Annotated in this window: 15 protein-coding genes; 10 read left to right on the top strand and 5 right to left on the bottom strand. The window is 62.8% G+C overall.

All coding sequences use genetic code 11. From position 1 onward, the window contains the following. Positions 1-42 precede the first annotated feature (42 nt). A complete protein-coding gene (locus H3T88_RS00075; protein WP_198203142.1) occupies positions 43-1,518 on the top strand; it encodes an amino acid permease in 1,476 nt (491 codons plus the stop codon). A 204-nt stretch (positions 1,519-1,722) separates the two neighbouring features. Continuing rightward, entirely contained in the window at positions 1,723-3,228 is a 1,506-nt protein-coding gene (locus H3T88_RS00070; RefSeq protein WP_198203141.1) for an amino acid permease, read from the top strand. 307 nt (positions 3,229-3,535) lie between these two features. On the opposite strand, the gene ilvC is transcribed toward H3T88_RS00070, so the two are convergent. From ilvC to fbaA, 5 genes are all read right to left on the bottom strand, one after another. After that, positions 3,536-4,585, bottom strand: coding sequence for a ketol-acid reductoisomerase (gene ilvC, locus H3T88_RS00065; protein WP_121912809.1), 1,050 nt, complete (start codon positions 4,583-4,585; stop codon positions 3,536-3,538). A 263-nt stretch (positions 4,586-4,848) separates the two neighbouring features. Then, a complete protein-coding gene (locus tag H3T88_RS00060; RefSeq protein ID WP_195760154.1) occupies positions 4,849-6,105 on the bottom strand; it encodes an MFS transporter in 1,257 nt (418 codons plus the stop codon). Between the two features lie 399 nt (positions 6,106-6,504). Next, positions 6,505-7,473, bottom strand: a complete 969-nt coding sequence (locus tag H3T88_RS00055) for an FAD:protein FMN transferase (protein WP_198203140.1) — start codon at positions 7,471-7,473, stop codon at positions 6,505-6,507. Between the two features lie 9 nt (positions 7,474-7,482). Next, entirely contained in the window at positions 7,483-8,784 is a 1,302-nt protein-coding gene (locus H3T88_RS00050; protein WP_198203139.1) for an adenylosuccinate synthase, read from the bottom strand. A gap of 194 nt (positions 8,785-8,978) precedes the next feature. Further along, complete coding sequence (fbaA, locus tag H3T88_RS00045; protein ID WP_198203138.1) at positions 8,979-10,043, bottom strand: class II fructose-bisphosphate aldolase; 1,065 nt, start codon at positions 10,041-10,043, stop codon at positions 8,979-8,981. Between the two features lie 275 nt (positions 10,044-10,318). Between fbaA and H3T88_RS00040 the strand changes: the two genes are divergently transcribed. The 8 genes from H3T88_RS00040 (at position 10,319) to H3T88_RS00005 (ending at position 21,741) form a co-directional block, all read left to right on the top strand. Further along, on the top strand, positions 10,319-11,311 hold the full coding sequence (locus tag H3T88_RS00040) for a nucleoside hydrolase (RefSeq protein ID WP_198203137.1): 993 nt from the start codon (positions 10,319-10,321) through the stop codon (positions 11,309-11,311). Positions 11,312-11,325: 14 nt separating this feature from the next. Further along, positions 11,326-12,729, top strand: a complete 1,404-nt coding sequence (locus H3T88_RS00035) for an MFS transporter (protein ID WP_198203136.1) — start codon at positions 11,326-11,328, stop codon at positions 12,727-12,729. A gap of 7 nt (positions 12,730-12,736) precedes the next feature. Further along, complete coding sequence (locus tag H3T88_RS00030; protein ID WP_198203135.1) at positions 12,737-12,874, top strand: hypothetical protein; 138 nt, start codon at positions 12,737-12,739, stop codon at positions 12,872-12,874. A gap of 702 nt (positions 12,875-13,576) precedes the next feature. After that, positions 13,577-14,158 carry a dCTP deaminase gene (gene dcd, locus H3T88_RS00025; RefSeq protein ID WP_110425991.1) on the top strand — a complete coding sequence of 194 codons (582 nt, stop codon included), beginning with the start codon at positions 13,577-13,579 and terminating at the stop codon, positions 14,156-14,158. A 224-nt stretch (positions 14,159-14,382) separates the two neighbouring features. Further along, positions 14,383-18,441, top strand: a complete 4,059-nt coding sequence (locus tag H3T88_RS00020) for a fibronectin type III domain-containing protein (RefSeq protein ID WP_198203134.1) — start codon at positions 14,383-14,385, stop codon at positions 18,439-18,441. After that, positions 18,431-19,879 (top strand): MFS transporter, encoded by a 1,449-nt coding sequence (locus H3T88_RS00015; protein WP_198203133.1) that lies wholly within the window; start codon positions 18,431-18,433, stop codon positions 19,877-19,879. The genes H3T88_RS00020 and H3T88_RS00015 overlap by 11 nt, the downstream gene beginning before the upstream one ends. After that, positions 19,876-20,958 carry a LacI family DNA-binding transcriptional regulator gene (locus tag H3T88_RS00010; protein ID WP_232347069.1) on the top strand — a complete coding sequence of 361 codons (1,083 nt, stop codon included), beginning with the start codon at positions 19,876-19,878 and terminating at the stop codon, positions 20,956-20,958. The genes H3T88_RS00015 and H3T88_RS00010 overlap by 4 nt, the downstream gene beginning before the upstream one ends. A gap of 18 nt (positions 20,959-20,976) precedes the next feature. Continuing rightward, positions 20,977-21,741, top strand: coding sequence for a carboxymuconolactone decarboxylase family protein (locus H3T88_RS00005; protein ID WP_198203131.1), 765 nt, complete (start codon positions 20,977-20,979; stop codon positions 21,739-21,741). Positions 21,742-21,911: the final 170 nt, after the last annotated feature.

The following is a 21,911-nucleotide window of genomic DNA, read 5'->3' as shown; positions in this document are numbered from 1 at the left end:
TCGCCATAGGGCTCTCAGGTCAGTTCGAGGAAAAGAGCAGTCATGGCGACCAGGCAGGGCGGAAAGGCCAGTCCCTCCGCATCCGACGACCGGGTCCAACGCAACCTCAAGACCCGACACGTCACCATGATCGCCCTGGGTGGCTGCATCGGCACCGGCCTGTTCATGACCTCCGGCTCCACTATTGCCAAGGCCGGGCCAGGAGGCGCGTTGGTGGCCTATGCGGCCATGGGCCTCATGGTCTACTTCCTGATGACCAGTCTTGGCGAGCTGGCCACCCACCTGCCCACTTCCGGCTCCTTTGCCGCTTACAACGCCCGCTATGTGGATCCGGCTCTGGGATTCGCCATGGGTTGGAACTATTGGCTGAACTGGGCCATCACCGTGGCAGTGGACATCTCCACCGCAGCCCTGCTGATCCAGTACTGGCTGCCACACACCCCCGGCTGGGTCTGGAGCCTGCTGGTTCTGGTGGTCATTTTCCTGATCAACGCCCTGACCGTGTCCACCTTTGGCGAGACCGAGTTCTGGCTCTCCCTGATCAAGGTAGTGACAGTGATCGTCTTCCTGGTCATCGGTCTGGCCATGATCTGCGGCATCATGTTCCAGCCGGCCGTGGGCATGGGCAACTTCACCTACAAGGATGCGCCTTTCGTGGGCGGATTCCCCGCCATTCTCAACGTCTTTTTGATTGCCGGCTTTTCCTTCCAAGGCACCGAGCTGATAGGCGTCACAGCCGGCGAGTCCAGGGATCCAGCCCGGGCCGTTCCCAAGGCCATCAACGATGTCTTCTGGCGGATCCTGCTCTTCTATATCCTGTCCATCTTCGTCATCGCCGCCCTGATCCCCTACACCAGCCCCAATCTGCTCAGCTCCGCGCAAGGAGACATCGCCATGTCGCCCTTTACCCTGGTCTTCCAGCGGGCGGGTCTGGCCTCGGCGGCCAGCGTCATGAACGCCATCATCCTGACCTCGGTCCTCTCGTCCGCCAACTCGGGTGTCTATGCCTCCACCCGAATGCTCTACGCCCTTGCCAAGGACCATTACGCCCCGGCCTTCTTCGGCCACACCAGCCGTCACGGCATCCCCATGGCCTCGCTGGTCGCCACTCTCGTGGTCTCCCTGGCCACCTTCGCCGCCAGCATCTTCGGCCAGCGTATCTACATGTGGCTGGTGGCCGCCTCGGGGCTGACAGGATTCATCGTCTGGATCGGCATCGCCCTGAGCCACTACCGCTTCCGCCGCGCCTGGGTGGTCCAGGGCCACCGGGTTGATGAACTGCGCTACCATGCCAAACTCTTCCCCCTGGGGCCCATCCTGGCCCTTGTCCTATGTGTCATCGTCATCGGCGGGCAGAACTTCGAGGCCTTCGTCAACTGGAACTGGCAGGAGATCGGCGTCACCTACATCAGCGTGCCTCTGGTACTCGCGCTCTACCTGGGCTACAAGGTCCGGAACCATACCCGGATTGTGCCCCTGGAGACGATGGATTTGAGCGGAGATCCGGAATTGCCATGACAGGTTTGCCAACTACCATGACACATTGTGACCAAGGGAGTCGAAAGGCCATACCAATGGCATAGACTCCCTAAGCGTTCGAGGACCGGCTCAAGGACCCGGCCATATGAACCTATTCCGGCATCCGGCCGGTGTATCAGGAATCGCAATTTCAGTACGACCCCGGACTCCCCGGTGCGTCGCCCAGCCAAAAGGAGGAGGATCATGACGCAGAACACCAGCAATGCAGCGTCGAACACCAATCAATCCGACCGGGCCGGGCAAGAGCATCATGGCTACGGCAGCGTCAAGCGTAACCTCAAGACCCGCCACATCTCCATGATCGCCCTGGGCGGCTGCATCGGCACCGGCCTGTTCATGACCTCAGGCTCCACCATCTCCACAGCCGGCCCCGGCGGAGGACTTCTGGCCTACATCGCCATGGGCGTCATGGTCTACTTCCTGATGACCAGTCTGGGCGAGCTGGCCACCCACCTTCCGGTGTCGGGATCCTTCGCCGCCTACAGCGCCCGCTACGTAGATCCGGCCCTGGGCTTTGCCATGGGCTGGGACTACTGGTTGAACTGGACCATCTCGGGTGCCGTGGACATCTCCACCGCCGCCCTGCTGATCCAGTACTGGCTGCCCCACACCCCAGGATGGATCTGGAGCCTGCTGGTCCTGGTCATCGTCTTCCTGATCAACGCCCTGACGGTCTCCGCATTCGGGGAAACCGAGTTCTGGCTCTCCCTGATCAAGGTGGCCACCATCATCGTCTTTCTGGTCATCGGCATGGCCATGATCTGCGGAATCATGTTCCAACCTGCAGTCGGCCTGAAGAACTTCACCTACAAGGATGCCCCCTTCGTGGGAGGATTCCCGGCCATCATGAGCGTCTTCCTGATTGCCGGCTACTCCTTCCAGGGCACCGAGGTGGTGGGTGTGACCGCTGGTGAATCCGAAAACCCCGGCAAGGCCGTTCCCAAGGCCATCAACGATGTCTTCTGGCGAATCCTGCTCTTCTATGTGCTGTCCATCTTCGTCATCGCCGCCCTGATCCCCTACACCAGCCCCAACCTCCTGGGAGCCTCTGACGGGAACATCGCCATGTCGCCTTTCACCCTGGTCTTCCAGCGGGCCGGCCTGGCCTCGGCGGCCAGCGTCATGAACGCGGTGGTGCTGACATCCATCCTCTCGGCCGTCAACACCGGGGCCTATGCATCCAGCCGCATGCTCTACGGACTGGCCAAGGACCATTATGCCCCGGCCATCTTCGCCAAGACCACAAAGAGGGGCATCCCCCTGGCGGCGCTGGTGGCCACGGTCTGCATGTCCCTGGCCACCTTCGCCTCCAGCATCTTCGGCCAGTCCTTCTACATGTGGCTGGTGACCGCCACAGGACTGACCGGGTTCATCGCCTGGATCGGCATCGCCCTGAGCCACTTCCGCTTCCGGAGGGCCTTCAAGCTCCAGGGGCACGACCTGAGCGAGCTCAAGTACCACTCCAAGCTCTACCCGCTGGGCCCGATCCTGGCCATGGTGCTCTGCGTCATCGTCATCGCCGGACAGGACATCCCCTCCCTGCTCAGCCTGAACTGGTCGCACATGGCCATGACATACTTCAGCGTGGTACTGGTCCTGGTCCTCTACCTGGGCTTCAAGTTCGTCAACCACACCAAGATCGTGCGTCTCAAGGACATGGACGTGTCCGGCGCCGAATCCACCCGCTGAGGCGGCGGGAACAAAGGACACCTTGTAGAAGGATCACTTCAGAAGGACCACTTCCTCTTATAACCAATGGTGCCCCGCAGATGGTCGTTCCAGCCGCGGGGCACCACCAATATCCTCCGGCATTGAATATTTCGCACATCCATATGACCAATCCGGTCAACGAACAATCTGACCGCGCAACTGCAATATGAATTTCGGGAATAACAAAATGGCCGTTCCCTCATCGGCATTGCATCCGGATGAGGGAACGGCCATTTACTGAATGGTCAGTCGGGCCAGGCAGGCTCCTCCCGACAGAACCCAGAGGTCACTGCACCTGGGAACGGGCGATCTTGCCGGTGAAGGACTGGGCTTCGTCGGCATCCTTGACATCCTTGTTCCAGGAGAACATGGCGCGCAGCTTGGGGCCGACCTCCTCGATCTTCTCGTGGGAGTACTTCTCCTGGAGCTCCTTGAACTTGGGGGCGCCGGCATCCTGGTCATCGATGAACTCCTTGGCGAAGGAGCCGTCCTGAATGCGCTTCAGCTGGTGACGCATCCTGTCCTTGGTGGACTCGTCCACCACGGTGGAGGTGAAATCACCGTACTGGGCGGTGTCGGAGCAGGACCAGCGGGCCTTGTTCAGGCCGCCCTCGTTCATCAGATCGACCAGCATCTTGAGCTCGTGGCAGACCTCGAAGTAGGCGATCTCAGGCTGGTAGCCGGCCTCGGTCAGCACCTCGAAGCCGGCCTCGACCAGATGGTTGACGCCGCCCATGAGCACATCCTGCTCGCCGAAGAGGTCGGTCTCGGTCTCTTCCTTGAAAGTGGTCTTGATGGCACCGGCCCGCAGGGCACCCAGAGCCTTTGCATAGGCCAGGGTGATGTCCCAGGCGTCGCCGCGAGGATCCTGCTCCACGGCCACGACCACGGGCACGCCACGGCCAGCGACATACTCACGACGGACGATATGGCCCGGGCCCTTGGGGGCCACCATGAAGACCGGATGGTCGGCACTGGGCTTGATGTAGCCGTAATGGATGTTGAACCCGTGGGCAAAGGCGACAGCCGCACCCTCCTTGATGTTGGGCTCGATGTCGTCCCGCCAGATGTTGCGCTGGTACTGGTCGGGGGCCAAAATCATGACGATGTCGGCCTCCTTGGTGGCCTCGGGCACGGTCTTGACCTCCAGACCCTGCTCCTTGGCGAAGGGCACCGACTTGGAGTTGGCACGCAGGCCGACCACCACATCCACACCGGAATCACGCAGGTTCAGCGCATGAGCATGTCCCTGGGAACCGTAGCCGATGATGGCCACCTTCTTGCCATCCAGAACCGAAAGGTCCCCATCCTTCTCATACCAGATCTGTGCTGCCATTATCTACACTCCTTTATGTGCGGTCCAACCGGACCGGCTCTTCCAGGCCGGGGAACGCAAAATACTGTGAATTCCTGTCGTTGTTCCAGGCGGACGATGCTCTTTCGACCGGGGCGACGGATTTTGTCCTTGACCCCGATCCGTACCCTTTGGATACGGTATGCCTCCAACCATACTCGTGATATGGCCAGATGGACTGTCCGCAATTCGTTGTTCGGACACCGGCACGATTCGAGGAACCGGCCGGCGGGATGCATCCAGGCTTACTTGGTGAAGTCCACATCCTTGGTTTCGTGGCAGGTCAGCACTGCCACCAGGCAGCAGACCGCCATAACGGCCAGGTAGAGCCCGACCGAGCGCACTCCCCAGTGGGAGGAGAGCCAGGTGGCGATGGTAGGCACGAAGGCCGCGCCCACGATGGCCGCCAAGTTGTAGCCGATGCCGGAACCCGAGTAGCGCACGTTGGCGTCGAAGAGCTCCGGCAGGAAGGCGCCGATGGGCCCGAAGGCGATGCCCATCAGGGCGAACCCGACGCAGAGGAAGACCATGACCTGGAAGGTGTTGTGATGGGCCATGAGCAGGTAGGGGAAGACCAGGCTGAAGACCACCAGCATGACGGAGCTGCCGATCAGCACCCGGCGACGGCCGATGCGATCCGCATAGACGCAGGCCAGCACGATGAAGAGGGCGAAGACCAGGATGGAGACCATAAGCATGAGCAGGTACTCCTGGTTGGTGAAGCCCAGTCCGCCGCCGCCCTGGGACTTGGGCTTGGTGCCGTAGGCCAGGGACCAGGTAGCCAAGGTGTAGAAGAGGGTGTAGGTGACCGCGACCAGGAAGGTGGCCTGGAGCACCTGGCGCCAGCTCTTGCGGAAGACCTCCAATAGCGGGGTCTTGACGACCTTCTGCTGATCCAGAGCCATCTGGAAGATGGGGGTCTCCTGCATGGAGACGCGCACAGCCAGCCCCACGACCACCAGGATGGCGGAGAGCAGGAAGGGCACACGCCAACCCCAGCTCAGCATCTGCTCGGGCGTGCAGAACATCTCCAGCAGGAAGTAGGTTCCGTTGGCCAGGAAGAAACCGATGGGGGCGCCCAGCTCAGGGAAGGAGCCGTAGAGGGCCCTCTTGCCTTCCGGGGCGTTCTCGGTGGCCACCAGGGCCGCACCGGACCACTCACCGCCCAGGCCTATTCCCTGGACGAACCGGCAGAGGCAGAGGACCACCACGGCCCAGAGTCCCCAGGTGGCGTAGGTGGGCAGGACGCCGATCAGGACCGTGGAGCAGCCCATGGTCAGTAGGGAGACCACCAGCGTGGTCTTGCGTCCCTGGCGGTCACCGAAGTGTCCGAAGATCAAGGATCCCAAGGGCCGCGCGATGAAAGCGATGGCGAAGGTCAGCAGGGATGCCAGCAGGGCCACGGTCGGATCGGTCTTGGGGAAGAAGAGCTTGGGGAAATAGTTGGCCGAAGCCGTCCCGTAAGCGTAGAAATCGTAGAACTCGATGGCCGTGCCGACCATGGAGGCCCCGATGACTGTGCGGACCGAGCTGCGGGTCACACGGGTGCTGCCGGACGCGGACGCTGCCGTGGCCGGGGAAGCAACACTGACGTCGTTTGCCGTCACTTCATCTCATCTCCTTATAGAAAAACCCCGCTGTCGGCAGGGTCTGATGCGATGAAGCCTATGCGTCCAGCCCCGCCTTCCGACGGGGCCGAACAATGAAGATTGTCGAGTCAGTCCGCCGGTGAGGACGGGCTAATAATTCGCGCGGACACATTGCCGAATCGGCGGGTGTCTGTCAAGCTGGTCATCACGGCGAACCTCCCTTCATCATTCACGAATCGGATGCGTTCTCTGCACATCCGCATTGGTGCCGACCATAGGCCTGACATCGGCCGGTCCAGCGAGACTGGTCCACTATGTGGACGAATGGTTATTGGAGTCAGTGAAGAACCCGCCCGGAAATTCGTCGGAGATCAGAGCCTGACGGTCGGCACGCATCAGCGCGCAGGAGAAGGAAAATCCGGCGGCCAGCGCATCCGGCGGCACCAGGAAGAGGGCGGTGGCCAGACCGTCGGCCAGGCCCGTGGGGTGTTCGTCATCCTTTCCATCAGCCACCACCCAAGAGGCCAGCACATGGTCGACCGGGCGGCCGTCGATGGCATCCAAAATGTGGTGAAGGGCTGTCAGTCCCGCTGCTGCGGCATTCTCGGACCAATCGGCCCAATGGCGACGGCTAGGCGCCGAGGCGCACAAGGAGCCATGGGACAGCTCAATCCGGCCCACGCCTGCAGACAGATCGCCGGGATCCTCCATGGCGATGGAGACCGGGCGGGAGGTCCGCATACGCATGTCGCCACCGGCATCGATCAGATACTCTTCCACCCGAGGCTCGAGCAGGTCGGCAATCAGATCCACCAGATAGCCCTTGCCGACCGCCCCGAAATCAAGGCTGACCGGTCCGGCAGTCATAAGGACGGCACCCTGACGTCTGAGGTCATCACCCCAGGTCGGTCGCCCATGAATCCGTCCCAGATGCCCGGCGGCGTCGGCCTGCAGCCGGAAAGTGGGCTGCCTGCCGTAGCCCAGACGGGTCAGGTCCTCGCCCACCATGGGGTCCAAGGCCCCGTCGGTGGCGGAATACAGCCTGTCATATAGGTCAAAGAGCCCCTGGCAGTAGTCAGGAAAGACAAACCTGCCCCCATGAGCAGCCTGGGCCATTTGCGCAGGTATGGCATCCTGTCTGAACCGTGACAGGGCACGCTCGTAGCCCTCAATCAGATCGGTGATGGCACCGTGCAGCCGTTCTCCCAGAGGCCTGTCCGTGGAGATGATGATTCCCGTACCGACCGCCCCAGGGAAGGCGGTCAGGCAGGGCAGAGCCATGGATCTTCCTTAGTCGATCAGCGAGTGGATCTGCACGATTTGATCGCGGCCCGGACCCGAGCCCACGGCCGAGATGCGGCAGCCGGACAGATCCTCCAGACGGTGGATGTAGTCCTTGGCCTTGGTCGGGAACTCTTCGAAGCTCTTGGCGCCGGAGATATCCTCGCGCCAGCCCGGCAGCTCCTCGTATACCGGCTGGGCGGATTGGAACTCGGCCTGGTCCACGGGCATCTGATCCACCCTGGCCCGGGAGCCGTCGGACCGGGTGATGTCGTAGCCCACGCAGACCGGGATGGTCTCCAGGCCGGAGAGGACATCCAGCTTGGTCAACACGATGTCGGTCAGGCCGTTGATCTGCACTGCATAGCGGCTGACCAGCGCGTCGAACCAGCCGCAGCGGCGGGAGCGGCCGGTGGTCACCCCGTACTCGTGGCCCTGACGACGCAGCCATTCGCCCTGCTCGTTGTCCAGCTCCGTGGGGAAGGGCCCCTCGCCAACGCGGGTCACATAGGCCTTGGCCACGCCGACCACCCGGTCGATCTTGGTCGGGCCCACGCCAGTGCCGGTGCAGGCGCCCCCGGCCGTGCAGTTGGATGATGTGACGAAGGGGTAGGTGCCGTGATCCACGTCCAGCATGGTGGCCTGTCCCCCCTCGAAGAGGACGTTCTTGCCCTGCTCCAAAGCCTGGTTGAGCATCAGCGAGGTGTTGGCCACGTATGGCTTGAGTCGTTCAGCGTATCCCGCCAGCTCTTCAACGGTGGCCTCCACCTCGATGGACCGGCGGTTGTAGAGCTTGACCAGCATCTGGTTCTTCTGGTGGAGGCTGGCCTCCACCTTGTCGCGCAGGTGGTCGACATTGAACAGGTCGTGTACACGAATACCCACACGGTTGATCTTGTCGGCGTAGGCCGGGCCGATTCCACGGCCGGTCGTGCCAATCTTGTGCTTGCCCAGGAAGCGCTCGGTCACCTTGTCCAGCGTCCGATGATAGGGGGCGATGATGTGCGCGGACTCGCTGATCCTCAACCGGCTGCAATCCACACCGCGTGATTGGAGCACATCGATCTCCTCGAAGAGGGCGGCCGGGTCGACCACGACGCCGTTGCCGATGACCGGGGTGATGGCCGGGTGAATGATTCCCGAGGGCAGAAGATGGAGGGCATACTCCTGGTCGCCCACGACCACGGTATGGCCGGCATTGTTGCCCCCGTTGAACCTGGCGACGTAGTCCATATGCTCGCCGATCAAATCCGTTGCCTTGCCCTTGCCCTCGTCGCCCCACTGGGCTCCGACAATCACGATTCCCGGCATACGATGCTCCTTATCCACTGGTCGCCATTCAAGGAAAACAAAGGCAGACCATCCATAGACGAGCCTAACCCCATGTATGGAGCGGAAGACCGACCGACCCAGGAACCAACCCTGGCATCAAAAGGCCGAATAGGCTCAGCAGCCGATCATGACTGTCCCGCCCACAGGACCATGTTCGAACTGGAAATCAGCGATCATCTCATGGCCCGCCCTGCGCTGCCCAGCTGATGGCAGGCCTGGACTACTCGGGCAGCCATCCCGTCCTCGGCCTGGCGTCCCCAGGAACGGGGGTCGTACTCGCTCTTGTCACCGACCTCCCCATCCACCTTGAGGACCTTGTCGTAATTGGCGAACATGTGCCCTGCCACGGCCCTGGTGAAGGCGTACTGGGTGTCGGTATCCACGTTCATCTTGACCACGCCATGAGCAACTGCCGAGGCAATCTCCTCCGGCTGTGAGCCGGAGCCCCCGTGGAAGACCAAGAGGAAGGGCTTATCGGCAGGGGCGCCCGGGGAAGGTATGCCGCCAATCTCCCCATCGGATATGGCTCGGGCGGTCCTGGCCTGGATCCGCCCCAGCAGGTCGGGCCGTAGCTTGACCACACCTGGCTTATATGACCCATGCACATTGCCGAAGGTGAAAGCCACCATGTATCGGCCGCGCTCGCCCAGACCCAGGGCATCAACCACCCTGGGTCCGTCCTCGGGCGAGGAATAGAGCCGCTGGTCGATGGCAGCCGAGTGACCGTCCTCCTCGCCGCCGACTGTGCCCACCTCAATCTCCAGGATGGTGTGGGCGGCACGGGACAGCTCCAGCAGCTCCGCCGCCGTGGCCAGGTTTTTCCCCAGAGGCAGGCCGGAACCGTCCCACATGTGCGACTGGAAAAGCGGCTCCTGACCGTGAGCCACCTGGTCCCTCTCATAGGCCAGCAGGGGACGAACCCACTCGCCCAGGTATTGCGGGGCACAGTGGTCCGTATGCAGGGCCACGGTGATGCTTGGGTAACGGGCGATCACCTCGTGGGCGAACTTAGCGAAGGCGATGGAGCCAGCCACCCGGTCGGCCAGGCGCTGTCCGGACAGGTAGGCGGCACCTCCCACGGAGACCTGGATGATTCCGTCGGACTGGGCCTCGTCCAGCCCCTGCAGGGCCGCGTTCAGGGTCTGGGTGCTGGTCACATTGATGGCGGGGTAGGCATAGGACCCCCGTCTGGCTGCATCAAGCATCGCCACATACTGTTCAGGGGTCGCTAAAGTCATACCCCTCATTATCGTCGAGTGCGGGGAAAAGCGGCCTACCACACGCAGCTACAGACATCACCGATAGATTTGCAGGTCTCTGCCCTGATGGCGAACACCCCCCAACGCGCTTTGACAAGCCTCCAAGCCGCAGGTAGTTTAGCTCCGTACAGTTTGATGAAACGTTACATCAAACAGGTTGTTTGTTTCACGGCAGTAACGAATCAGCCTAGGGAAGGCACGACATAGGTAAGCAGAAGGTTGGGGCTGCCCATCCTTCTGGGAAGGAGACCAACGTGTCAGCAAGCAAGGAAACCGTCCGCAAGATCATCCTGGATCTGGACACTGGCATCGACGACACGCTGGCTCTGTCCTATGTCCTGGGCTCCCCGGATGCCGAACTGATCGGAATCACCGGCACCTACGGCAACGTGGTGCTCGACCAAGGCGTCGACAACGATCTGCGGCTGCTGGCCATGTATGGCAGGGAGGACATCCCGGTCTTCAAGGGGATCGACCACCCCAGCACGGCCGACTCCTTCAGCGTTCCGCCGGACTCCGAGATCTTCCACGGGGCCAACGGCACCGGCAACGTCGAGATCCCTGCACAGACCGACCGGCAGGCCAGCCAGCAGAGCTCGGTGGACTTCATCATCGACGCTGTCCGCCGTTACCCCAAGGGCGAGCTGGTCGTGGTGCCCACCGGCGCCCTGACCACCATCGCCGCCGCCCTGGAAAAGGCTCCCGACATCGTCGACCGCATCAGCATCGTCATGATGGGCGGCACACTGACCCAGCCGGGCAACGTGGGACCCTTCGCGGAGGCCAACATCAACCAGGATCCCGAGGCCGCCAATCGGGTCTTCGCCACCACGGCGGACATCACCATGGTTGGTCTGGACGTGACCACCCAGGCTCTGATGAGCCGCGAGGACACCGAGGCCCTGCGCGCAACAGGCACCAGCGCCGGCCGCTTCCTGGCAGACATGACCGACTACTACATCGACATCAGCGAAAAGGAGAGCGGGGTCTACCTGGGCGGCTGCAACCTGCACGACCCCCTGGCCGCCGCCGTGGCCATCGACCCCAGCCTGGTCACCACCTTCGCCACCAACCTGATGGTCGAGACCGAGGGACCACAGCGGGCCCGTACCATCGGCGACCCCAGCAGGCTCCTGGACACGGTCAAGAACACCAAGGTGGCCCTGTCGGTAGACACCGAGCGGTTCACCCGGCGCTTCATGGACAGGCTCCTGACCCTGGTGCGCAAGACCGAGAGCGAACGATAAAAAGGACGGCAGTCATGAGCGAATCCATCACCACAACGGCTACCGAAACGACCGTGGACGAAAACCGCCGCAGCACCAAGCGGGCCCTGCCGGCCCTGCTGACCATCTTCCTGCTGGGCACACTGATGATCCAGGCCTTCAACCTGGTCTTCCAGAACGTGGGCGACTCCCTGGGGATGTCCGCCAACGCCTCGCTGATCAGCACCCTGCCCGGCATTGTCCTGGGCGTGGTCTGCATGCTCTACGGCACCCTCTGCGACTACATCTCCCCCCGGAAGATGACCCTGTTCGGCGTGGGCGCCCTGATCATCGGCAGCCTCCTGGGCTTCTTCGGCGCATCGAACTTCTGGGCCGTGGTCCTGGCCCGCATGATCCAGACCGCGGGCGGTCAGGTGGCCGGCTCGGTCTTCCTGGTCATGGCAATGAAGTACCTGAGCGACAAGGAGCGTGCCTTCTATCTGGGCATCTTCAACGCCGTCTACTACGCCTCCTCCGCCGTGGGCATCTTCGCCGGCGGACTGATCACCTCCATCGACTGGCGCTACCTCTTCCTGGTGCCCCTGGTCTCCATCCTGCTGATCCCCCCGGTGCTCAAGTACACACCTGACACCGGCATCAAGGGCGAGCGCATCGATGTCTTCGGCATCGCCCTGTTCGCGCTGATCGCCGGATTCGTAGCCGTCTACTTCTCCTTCCCGGCCACCTGGATGCTGGGGGTGCTGGCCGTCCTGATCCTGATCTTCGCCGCCTATGTCTGGAAGGGCGCCAACCCCTTCCTGAGCCGCGGGTTCGTGACCAACGGCGCCTACATGGCTGTCCTGCTGGCCCTCTTCGTCTTCTACTTCTTCAACTTCGCCTGCGTGCCCATCTACAACGTGATCGGCGACCGCATCTACGGGATCTCCCTGAGCCAGGTCTCCCTCTGCCTGACCATCGTCTACATCGTGGCCACCCTGGTGGGCTGCCTGTCCGGAGTCATCATGAACGCCATGGGACGCCTGCCCATGCTGATCCTGTCCGCCCTGCTTATGCTCGCCGGAGCTGCCGGTTCGGCCCTGATGCTCACCTCGGGCTTCTGGGTCCTGACCGCGCTGGCCTCGGTCTTCATTGCTGGCATCACCATGTCCTACACGCCCCTCTACGACTCCTTCTCGGCCACCCTGCCAGTGGACCAGAACGGACGCGGCATCGGCATCGGGGATTTGATGATGAACACCTCGGCATCCATCGGCATGGCTGTCTACAGCGGACTCATGGCCAATCCCCAATTCGGGTCACATGCCCTGGCAGGTGTCAAGACCGGCGTCCAGGCCCAGGTAGCCAACATGTTCTGGGTCATGGCACTGGCCGCCCTACTGGCCCTGATCATCGTGGCCATCTTCCACAAGGCCATGTCAGCCAAGGCTCCCCAGGAGTAAGGCTGATGTGACCCACACACTTGGTCGGATAGCCGCACTGCTTGGTCCACTCTTCCTGGCCTCGGGAATGAGTCGGGCCCAGCACCGGCACCCGGCCGCTCGAACCGGGGAGGGAGCGGAGTTCGGACTGCTTTCGGCAATGTGATAGTCCCCCTCTTCCCTCAGCCGCCGAAGGCAAGAAGATCGCCGCCCCTCCCCCCGGTGGAGAACCCCCGTCATAGCCATAACTGACGGGGGTTCTTCCATATCTTCGACCGCTACCTTTAATCCTGTGCCCAGGGTGCGGACCGCGCATCGGAGCACAACTTATATAGATGCCAGAAGGCGGCTGTGCGGAACTTTCAATCCCATCTTGGAGATCTGCCAGTCTCGAGTCTCGAATACAGGGGGGGGGGGGGGGCGGAAGCTCAAGGAACAAAGGCCCGGCCCGGACAAACACTGGACGACTCATGGATTTGCCAACGCTCATGGATTTGCCAACGCCCGACCGTACTGTAATAGTCCTTAACGAACTCAATCGAGCCATTGTCTACTTGGTTTCACGTGAAACGTCGGCGCACCGATACTCCCCCAAAATGAAGAGAACCCGGCGGTGCGTGAACACCGCCGGGCGAGAGAGAAGAAAGGGAAATCAGTTGTCGGACGGAGGTCAACCGCCCGTTCGGTTTTTGAGCCGATGTTTATAGTAAAGAACAGCTACCTTATGGTGACGATAGTGTTATCTGAAAATTCTCTGTGAATCCAGCCGGATCAGAAGGCGGGCATAGGGCCGGTTAGACTGGATTTCGGATGGTTTCCCGCCCGACGAGAGACCCTCGATTAACGAACCTAAAGGAGATACCTCGGCATGTTGCTCAGCGACCATGACATCCTGGATGCCCATCAGGCAGGACACCTGAATCTGGACCCGTGGACACCGGCCATGGTCCAACCCTCCAGCGTGGATGTACGCCTGGACCGCTACTTCCGGGTCTTCAACAATCACCAGTACACCTACGTAGATCCGGCGGAGGACCAGGGTGCACTGACCGAGCAGTTCGAGGTGCCCAAAGACGAACCCTGGATCCTGCACCCCGGCGAGTTCGTTCTGGGATCCACCTGGGAGTATGTCAAGCTGGACTCCACCCTGGCCGCCCGGCTGGAGGGCAAGAGCTCCCTGGGCCGTCTGGGCATTCTGACCCACTCCACCGCCGGATTCGTCGATCCCGGCTTTGAGGGGCACATCACCCTGGAGCTGTCCAACGTGAGCACCCTGCCGGTCAAGCTCTGGCCAGGCATGAAGATCGGCCAGATGTGCTTCTTCCAACTCTCCTCGCCCGCCCGGTACCCCTATGGGTCCAAGCACAACGGCTCCCACTACCAGGGCCAGCGTGGGCCGACCCCTTCGCGCTCCTACGTCAACTTCTACAAGGCCGACGTCTCGGACTGATCAGTCCCGTGTCGGGCCGATGAGGCCTGGCGCTGGCATGCCAGTGTCTGCTTGTTCGCCGACCATCCCGGAATGCCCATCCCTGAAGCAGGCCTTGGCCACCTCCGCCGCCCGGATCCGGATTGGCAATAAATGGCAACGCCTCAATACGATGTAACCTGCCTGTTGACCGGCCATGACGGGCGGTCGGGAACCGGCAGCAGCAGGCAGCGAGGCGAGGCGGCATGAAACTCAATCTCAACGGCATCTGGGACTTCCACCCCGACGACGGAGACCGGGGATACCCCGTCATGGTGCCCACCTGGTGGGACAGCCTGCCGGAGACCACCGGCTATCCGGACTCCTGGAGCCGGGACCTGCACCATGGCGTCTACCTCAGGGAATTCTTCCTGGGTGCCCTCGACCCGAACGAGGACGTGATCCTGCACCTGGACGCCCTGGCCACCCTGGGCAGGGTGTCGATCAACGCAATCCAGGTGGGGCCGCCATCCACCGGCGGCTATCTGATGACGCTGCTGCCCTACGACCTGGACGTCACCAGGGCGGTTCATGCCGGACGCAACCGGATGAGGATCGAGATCTGGGGCGTCAAATCCCTTCCCGCCGATGCCCTGGCTCCTGCTGAGGGCCCCGGCCGGCTGCTCTTCCCCTTCGGCACCGAGAACATCGTCGGACGGCTGGGGCTGGGCGGCGACGTCTGGCTCGGCAGCAGGCCCAGGGTCCGCATCGAGGACATGCAGATCATCCCCGATCTGGGCGGCGACGCCGACCCCTCCAACGACCGGCTGGAGCTCAACGCGACCCTGACCAACACCAGCAAACACCCATGCAATCTGCGATTCAAGGCCGAGGTCCGTCCCTGGAAGCCTTCGATGCCCAAGGGCCGGGCCGTGCTGGCCTTCAACCCGGTGTCCTGCTCACTGAATCCCCGCTCCTCCAAGGTCGTCCGTCTGCAGATCGCCTGGCCGGACGCCCACTACTGGTCCCGGACCGATCCCTTCCTGTATGTCATGCATGCTGTTCTCGAGATCGGTGGCCATGTGATCGACCGCTCCCAGGAGCGATTCGGCTTCCGGCAATTCCAGCGCCAAGGAGACCGGTACCTGCTCAATGGCATCCCCATCCGGCTGCGCGGCGACTCCCTCTGCCTGCTCAACCAGGGCAGCCGCGACCTGATCAACGAGGCCGGCGATGCCTATGGGCTGATCCTTGACGACAACCAATCCGGTCAGGACATGACCAAGGCCTGGGTGGACGCCTATCGACATGCCAACTTCAATATTCTGCGCAACCACATCCGCTCAGTCCCCTCTCAAGCCCTGGCCGACCGCGCCGACGAGACCGGTATGCTCCTTGAGGAGGAGACGGCCTTCTGGAATCCAGGCTCTCCAGCCAATGTGCAACTGGATCCGCCCCTCCACATGAGCTACGGCCCTGAAGCCATTGGCCACTATGTCGAGTGGACGCGGCGATGGGTGCGGGCCTATCGGAACAACCCCAGCATCGTCCTCTGGTCCACCACCAACGAGGCATGGAACCCCAAGGACGGCGACCTGCTCATCCCAGCCCTGCAGGCGGCCGTGCATGAACAGGACGGCACCCGGCCAGTGGTCAATGACGGCTTTAATGCCCCCATTACCGACGAGGATTCCCGCCACTATTACGGGGGGTATCCCTCTGGCATGACCTCGGCTCCAGACATCTATGCCCTCTACGACATCAAATCGCCCCTACCCCTGGCCGCCGGCGAGGAATTCTCGGTCTCCACCGCAGGCATCCCCCGCTACGATGGGCAGGGACGGATTGCCGACATTTATCACGGCCGGCTCAACGGAGATCCGGACACCATCTCCCGGGCGGACTTCGGCCGGGAGGTCGGACGGGTGACCAGGGGCATACGGACCACGCGAGTAGTCGATTGGAAGCCCTTCTGTATTTCCGCTTTCATCTACGACAACGTCGAGGCCTGCCTGGAACCGGACCGGCGCAGAATCCGCAGGGGGCTCAACCCTAAAAGGCTGCTGCGCCCCCAGTTCGATCCCTGGCGGGATGAGGATGACCCCTGGCAGGAGGGGCCGGCCTTTGGATATATAGCTGCCTCTTTCGCAGATGTCTCCGCCTACGACAAGGAATTCGACCGTGAACCACGCCTGGGTCAGCCCCACAGGATCTACCCGCGCGGAACGACCAGCCGACGCACCATCATTGTCCACAATGACGAGGAACGTCGGGGAACCGACCTTGAGTTGGTCTGGCAAGTGGCCTGGCAGAATGGCCCAGGGGGCAGACGGGTGGTTGTCGACCGAGGCCGCCGACGGGTGCAGGTCCCACATGCATCCTGGCGGACCGTACCCGTGACCATCACCGTGCCCAGGGATCAGGCCAGCCAGGGGTCCCGACTCCTTCTGGTCCTGTGTGTGCGCAAGCAGGGTAGACAGGTCTTCCGGGAGGAGAACTTCCTGGGGTGGATCGACCATGCCGCTCCGCCACGGCTGGGGACCGCACACCCCCGCATCGACCTGGGCCGAGTGGAATGGGCATCACGGGAGGTCAAACACTGCATCCATCTGCGCCAGGAGGGAGGCGCAATGAGCGAGCACTGGAGCGCCCAGGTCCTGGAGGATGCCGAGGGCGCCTTCAGCTTGGAAAGGATGAAGGGGAACCTGCGTCACGAGCAGGATATCTACTACACTGTCGATCCCTCCGGCCTGGAACCTGGGCACCTCTACCGGGCCCGCGTGCGCTTCCAAGGGGCGTTGCAGGAGACGGCCACGGTAACGGTCACCTTCACCGCTGGACGCCGGCCTCCCCGACAGGCCCGGGCCAATCTTGCCGCTGGTGCCCGGGTTCAGGTCTCATCCCAGTCTGATCTGCCAGGATGGACAAGGGCCGCCCTGGTCGACGGTCGTCTCGGAGCCGCCTACAACCGATTCGGATGGTCCAGCTTCGTCAGCAACCGGAATCGCCCGGAGTGGATTCTCCTGGAGATGCGGAAGGCGGCCACCCTGTCCCAGGTGGTTCTGGCACCTCGGGGCCGCAATCCATCCGGAGGCGCGGACCAGTCCAGCCAGTGGTCAGGCACCGATTCCTTCGGCGTGGTGGAGTACGCAACCAGCAACAGATTGACTGACCCCAACCAGGGTCAGGGTTTTCCGCTGGACTTCTCCATCAGCCTTTCATCGGACGGCCGCAGCTGGACTCGGGTCTGCAGCCGCCACAACTATCCGCTGCCGGTGGACGGTCGGCCGCAGGCCTTCGATTTTGCTCCAATGAGCAATATCAGGTTCATCAGAATCGAGGCAACGCGGCTGCGCGCCAATCCTTATCAAGGAGGACGGTACGCCATGCAGCTGAGCCAGATCATGGCCTTCGCCCGCCATCGTCTGCCAGCCATACCTGCAGCTCCCAAGAGCATTGACGCCCAGCCTCACGGACACTGTCTGCGGCTGACTTGGCGGCACGGACCAATCCGACACCAGGCCGACGCGCCGAGCACCACCCAGGTCCTTCTGCGCGACCGGAACGGCAGGTCCATGACCTTCTACCTGGACCGGTCCCAAGGACAGGCCGACCTGGACGGAATCCCCTTCGGCTCCTGGCGGATGGTCCTGCAGGAGTGCAACTCCACGGGCATCGGCGAACCTGCAGACCCGCTTGAACTGCACATGGGCCCTCCCAAAGCCGGAAGGACCGACCCGGTGCTGCCCTGCCCCGGCGACCCTCAGGCCAGCATCGATCTGGCAGACATGACCGTCCGTCTGACTGTTGACCAGGTCCCTCAGGGGTTTTCAGGATACGAACTGACCTTGAAACCAACCGACGATCATGAGCCCGAGCCGACCGTCTGGCTGCCCGCCGGCAGGCAGACCCACAGTTTCCGACAGGTTCCTCCAGGCATCTATCGCGTCATGGCAGCCTTCACCACCGAGGATGGTCGAGTCTCGCCCCCCTCTCCCCCAGGCGATTCCTTGATTCTGGGACATGCGCCCGGGCGTCCAGGCAAGCCCAGACTGACCTCTTCCGGTAAAACCATGCAGGCCTCCTGGTCGGCCCCGAGCGACGGAGGCATCCCTCTACAGGCCTATCAGGTCACCCTACGCGAAATGGCCCGTGGGCAGAGTACAGGACTGCGTTTGGCTGCCAAACAGACCACCCTGACCCTCAGTGACCTGGAGCCCGGCAAGTATACAGTCAGCGTCAGCGCCATCAACGCGGCAGGACCCGGACCGGAATCCCCCGCCTCCCTTCCCTGCCTCATCGCCGAGGACGACCATGAACGCTGAGTCCTTGCCCAGGTCCGCCATTCTGGGCTACGGCCTAGGCGATGCCGCCAACAACATCGGCTGGCAGATGACCAACCTCTTTCTGACCACCTATTACCTCTACTTGGGCATGGACCCCATGCTGGTGGCCGACATCTTCCTGGGAGCCCACCTCTTCCAGGCCCTGGTCTACCTGGTCGCCGGAAGAATCACCGACGGCCGCGCCAAGGACAAGGAGGGCGGTCTGCGGCGACTGGTGGTCGTCTTCGGCCTGCCGATGATGATCTCAGTCACCCTGATGTACACCATCCCGGCGGGCGCGCCCATGCCGGTACGCATCGGCTGGGCCATCGTCACCTACCTGCTTTATCAGCTCCTTGGAGCCTTGGGCGGCGTGCCCTACGGGGCACTGCTTGGAGCCATGACCCGGGACTCCGATGACCGTCAGCGCCTGGCGGCTTCCCGCACCTTCGGCGGAGCGGCGGCAGGGGTCGTCCTGACCTTTACCCTGGCTCCGCGGGTCAACGACATGGACCCCTCCCGACTCTTTCTTCCGGTGGTCGCCGCCTGCTGTCTGCTGGGCTCCCTGGGTTATCTGATCATGGCCCGGACCACCAGGGAGCGCTACCTGCCCCCGGCAGCCCCTCCTACCTCCCTGAAAGAGGATCTTCGGCTCCTGGCCGACAATCGTCCTCTATTGGTGGTCTGTCTGGCCACCCTCTTCATGACCAACCCGGTGGCCTCGTTGGCCCCGATCGTCGCCAAGGAGGTCCTGACCGTCGGCAACCCTGGGCTGACCGGACGAGTCACCTTCGCCCTGACCCTGGTGGGCGTCCTTGCCGGGGTGGTCGTAGCCCCCTGCTCGCCCTGGCTGGTGCAGCGTCTGGGCAAGCGGGGCACCTGGACCTTGGGCGGGCTGATGGTCATCGGATCCTCGCTGGCCTTCATCCTGGCCCAATCCGCCTGGCCTGCCGTTGCCTGCATAGCCTTGAACGGCATCGGCGTGCAGGTCATCACCCCTTGCATCTGGGCCATGCAGGCGGATTCGGTCCAGTACGAGCAGTGGCGGACCGGCAATGGAAACACCGCAGGAGCCTCCATGGCCGCCCTGAGCATCACCCGCCAGGTCGGAGCGGCCATCAATGGATGGGCGGGGCCGGCCATCCTGTCTTTCCTCGGTTACAGGCCTGGCATGAATGTTGCCCAGGATCCAGCCCTGGGCGCCAATATGCGACTGGCTGTGGGCCTGGTACCTGCCGTCATGTTCACCATCTCTGTCCTGCTCATCCGCTGCTATCCGCTGACCGAGGAGGTCTTCGGACGCATCAGCGCCGACCTGCAGGCAGGCCGTATACAATGCCAGTGCAGCCATATCAGGCAAGGAACGGAGCATCAGGCTTGTCCAAGAGATTCCCGGAGCCCACACAGGGGCGGGAAGGGCACCGACGCGTGCGCATGATCGACGTGGCCGCAAGTGCCGGAGTGTCCCCGTCCACGGTCTCCCGCGCACTCAACAATCCCGGTCGACTGAACTCGCAGACTGCCGCCCGGATCCGCTCCCTGGCCCAATCCATGGGCTACCCCCTGCCTGTCAATCCCCCCAGCGGGGATGCGACCGGGCCGGTCCTGATAACCTTTCTGGTCCAGGATGCCTCCAACGGCATCTCCTCCCAGATTCTTGCCGGCGCTCAAGAAGCCCTGCCTGAGCAAGGTGCGGTCGGCATCATCGAGGCCGGAGCCGAGCTGGGGCGGACGGAAGATCTGCTGGAAAGCCTGGTCGGCCACACCCGTGGAATCATTCTGGCCACTGATCAGGTCCGAACGCCAACGGCCCGGCGCCTGGCACGACGCCTGCCTCTTGTGGTAATCAACCGCCCCATGGAGGGCCTTCCCTCCATCCTGCCCGATGCCTCCACCGGTCTGGCCCAAGCCCTGGAACTGCTACGGCGGCAGGGACGACGGTCCGTAGTCTACATAGCCAGCCGAGTGGGAGCCTGGTCCGACCGATCCCGCTGGGAGAGCATACAATCACTCAGCCGGGCCCTGGGGTTGGAATGCCGGCGAATGGGGCCAGTGGATCCTACTGTCCAAGGCGGCCGGCAGGCTGCCGCCGCTCTGGAGCAGGAACCTCCCGACGCTGTGGTCGCTTACAATGATCTGATCGCCGCCGGAGTCATTCTGGGACTGCAATCCAAAGGAGTCACCGTGCCCGACAGGGTCGGCGTCATCGGATTTGACAACACCATGGTCGCCCCTGTCGTCAAGCCGGCCGTTGCTACGATTCGTATCCCCCGCCGAGCCATAGGACATGCCGCAGCGGATATTCTGCTGGGTCAGAAGCCCGAGACCGGGCAGTCCCGCCAACAGTCCGCCCTGATCGCACGGCTGCGCAAAGCCGGCATCCCGCCTGTCACCGAGGATCCCGGAGCCCTCGCCCTGCCTACCTCGCTGATCATCCGGGACAGCCTGGGCTTCCTTGACTTCGAGCGCACTCGAAGGGGTATAGCTGAATCTGCCGGAATGACACGGCCAAGATGATGGCAAGGAGATCAACCCATGGCAATCAAACAGACGGCGGGCCACGACCAGCTCGGTCGGTTCGCACCACAATTCGCCCACCTCAACGATGATGTGCTCTTCGGCCAGGTCTGGTCCCGCGAGGATGAGCTTTCTGCCAGGGACCGCAGCATGATCACCTGCGCAGGTCTGATGAGCATGGGGCTCTTCCCCCAGCTAAAGAGCCATATGACCATGGCCAAGAACAATGGCGTTACCCGCACTGAAATGGTGGCGCTGATCACCCACCTGGCCTTCTATGCAGGCTGGCCCAAGGCATGGTCGGCTTTCGGCCTGGCCAAGGAGGTCTACGGTGAGGGCGACAGTGACGCCAAGAGCCAGGACACCACCGCAACTGCAACCGGAACCGGGCCGGATTCAGGGCCTTACCCCTTGGGGGATTCGGCAGACGGACCCAACTTCACCGGGCATGTCTGGTTGCATCGGCTGACTGATCCGGACGCGGAATGCTCAGCCAGCAATGTGACCTTCGCACCCGGGTGCGTCAACCGTTGGCACACCCACCCGCATGGCCAGCTCCTGATTGTCACCGCCGGGCAGGGGTGGGAGCAGGAGGAGGGCCATCGGCCCCGCAGGCTGGAACCCGGTGATGTGGTCTTCTGCCCGGCGGGCATCAGACACTGGCATGGCGCCTCAGGCCGGTCGTCCATGGCCCACATCGCCGTCACACCTGCATTGAAGGGACAGTCCCCGGTCGAGTGGATGGAGTTCCCAGATCCTGACCAGGTAGCCACTCTGGGATGACTCGCAGGAACAATCCGCGCGGCCTGATCTATAACGGTACGGCGTGCCTTCACCCGGCAGATATTGAGACCGACAGATGTTTTGCTGGTTCTTGCCTGCTTTTACACTGGAGGCATGGCTGACAAGAAGGGCCCGACCAAGGGTTCGGGCGGCAAGCACCGCAACAAGCT

It is taken from the genome of Bifidobacterium sp. W8110, from assembly GCF_016101375.1.
In the GTDB taxonomy this organism is placed as follows: Bacteria; Actinomycetota; Actinomycetes; order Actinomycetales; family Bifidobacteriaceae; genus Bombiscardovia; species Bombiscardovia asteroides.
This window is presented reverse-complemented; position numbering and strand designations above follow the sequence as displayed.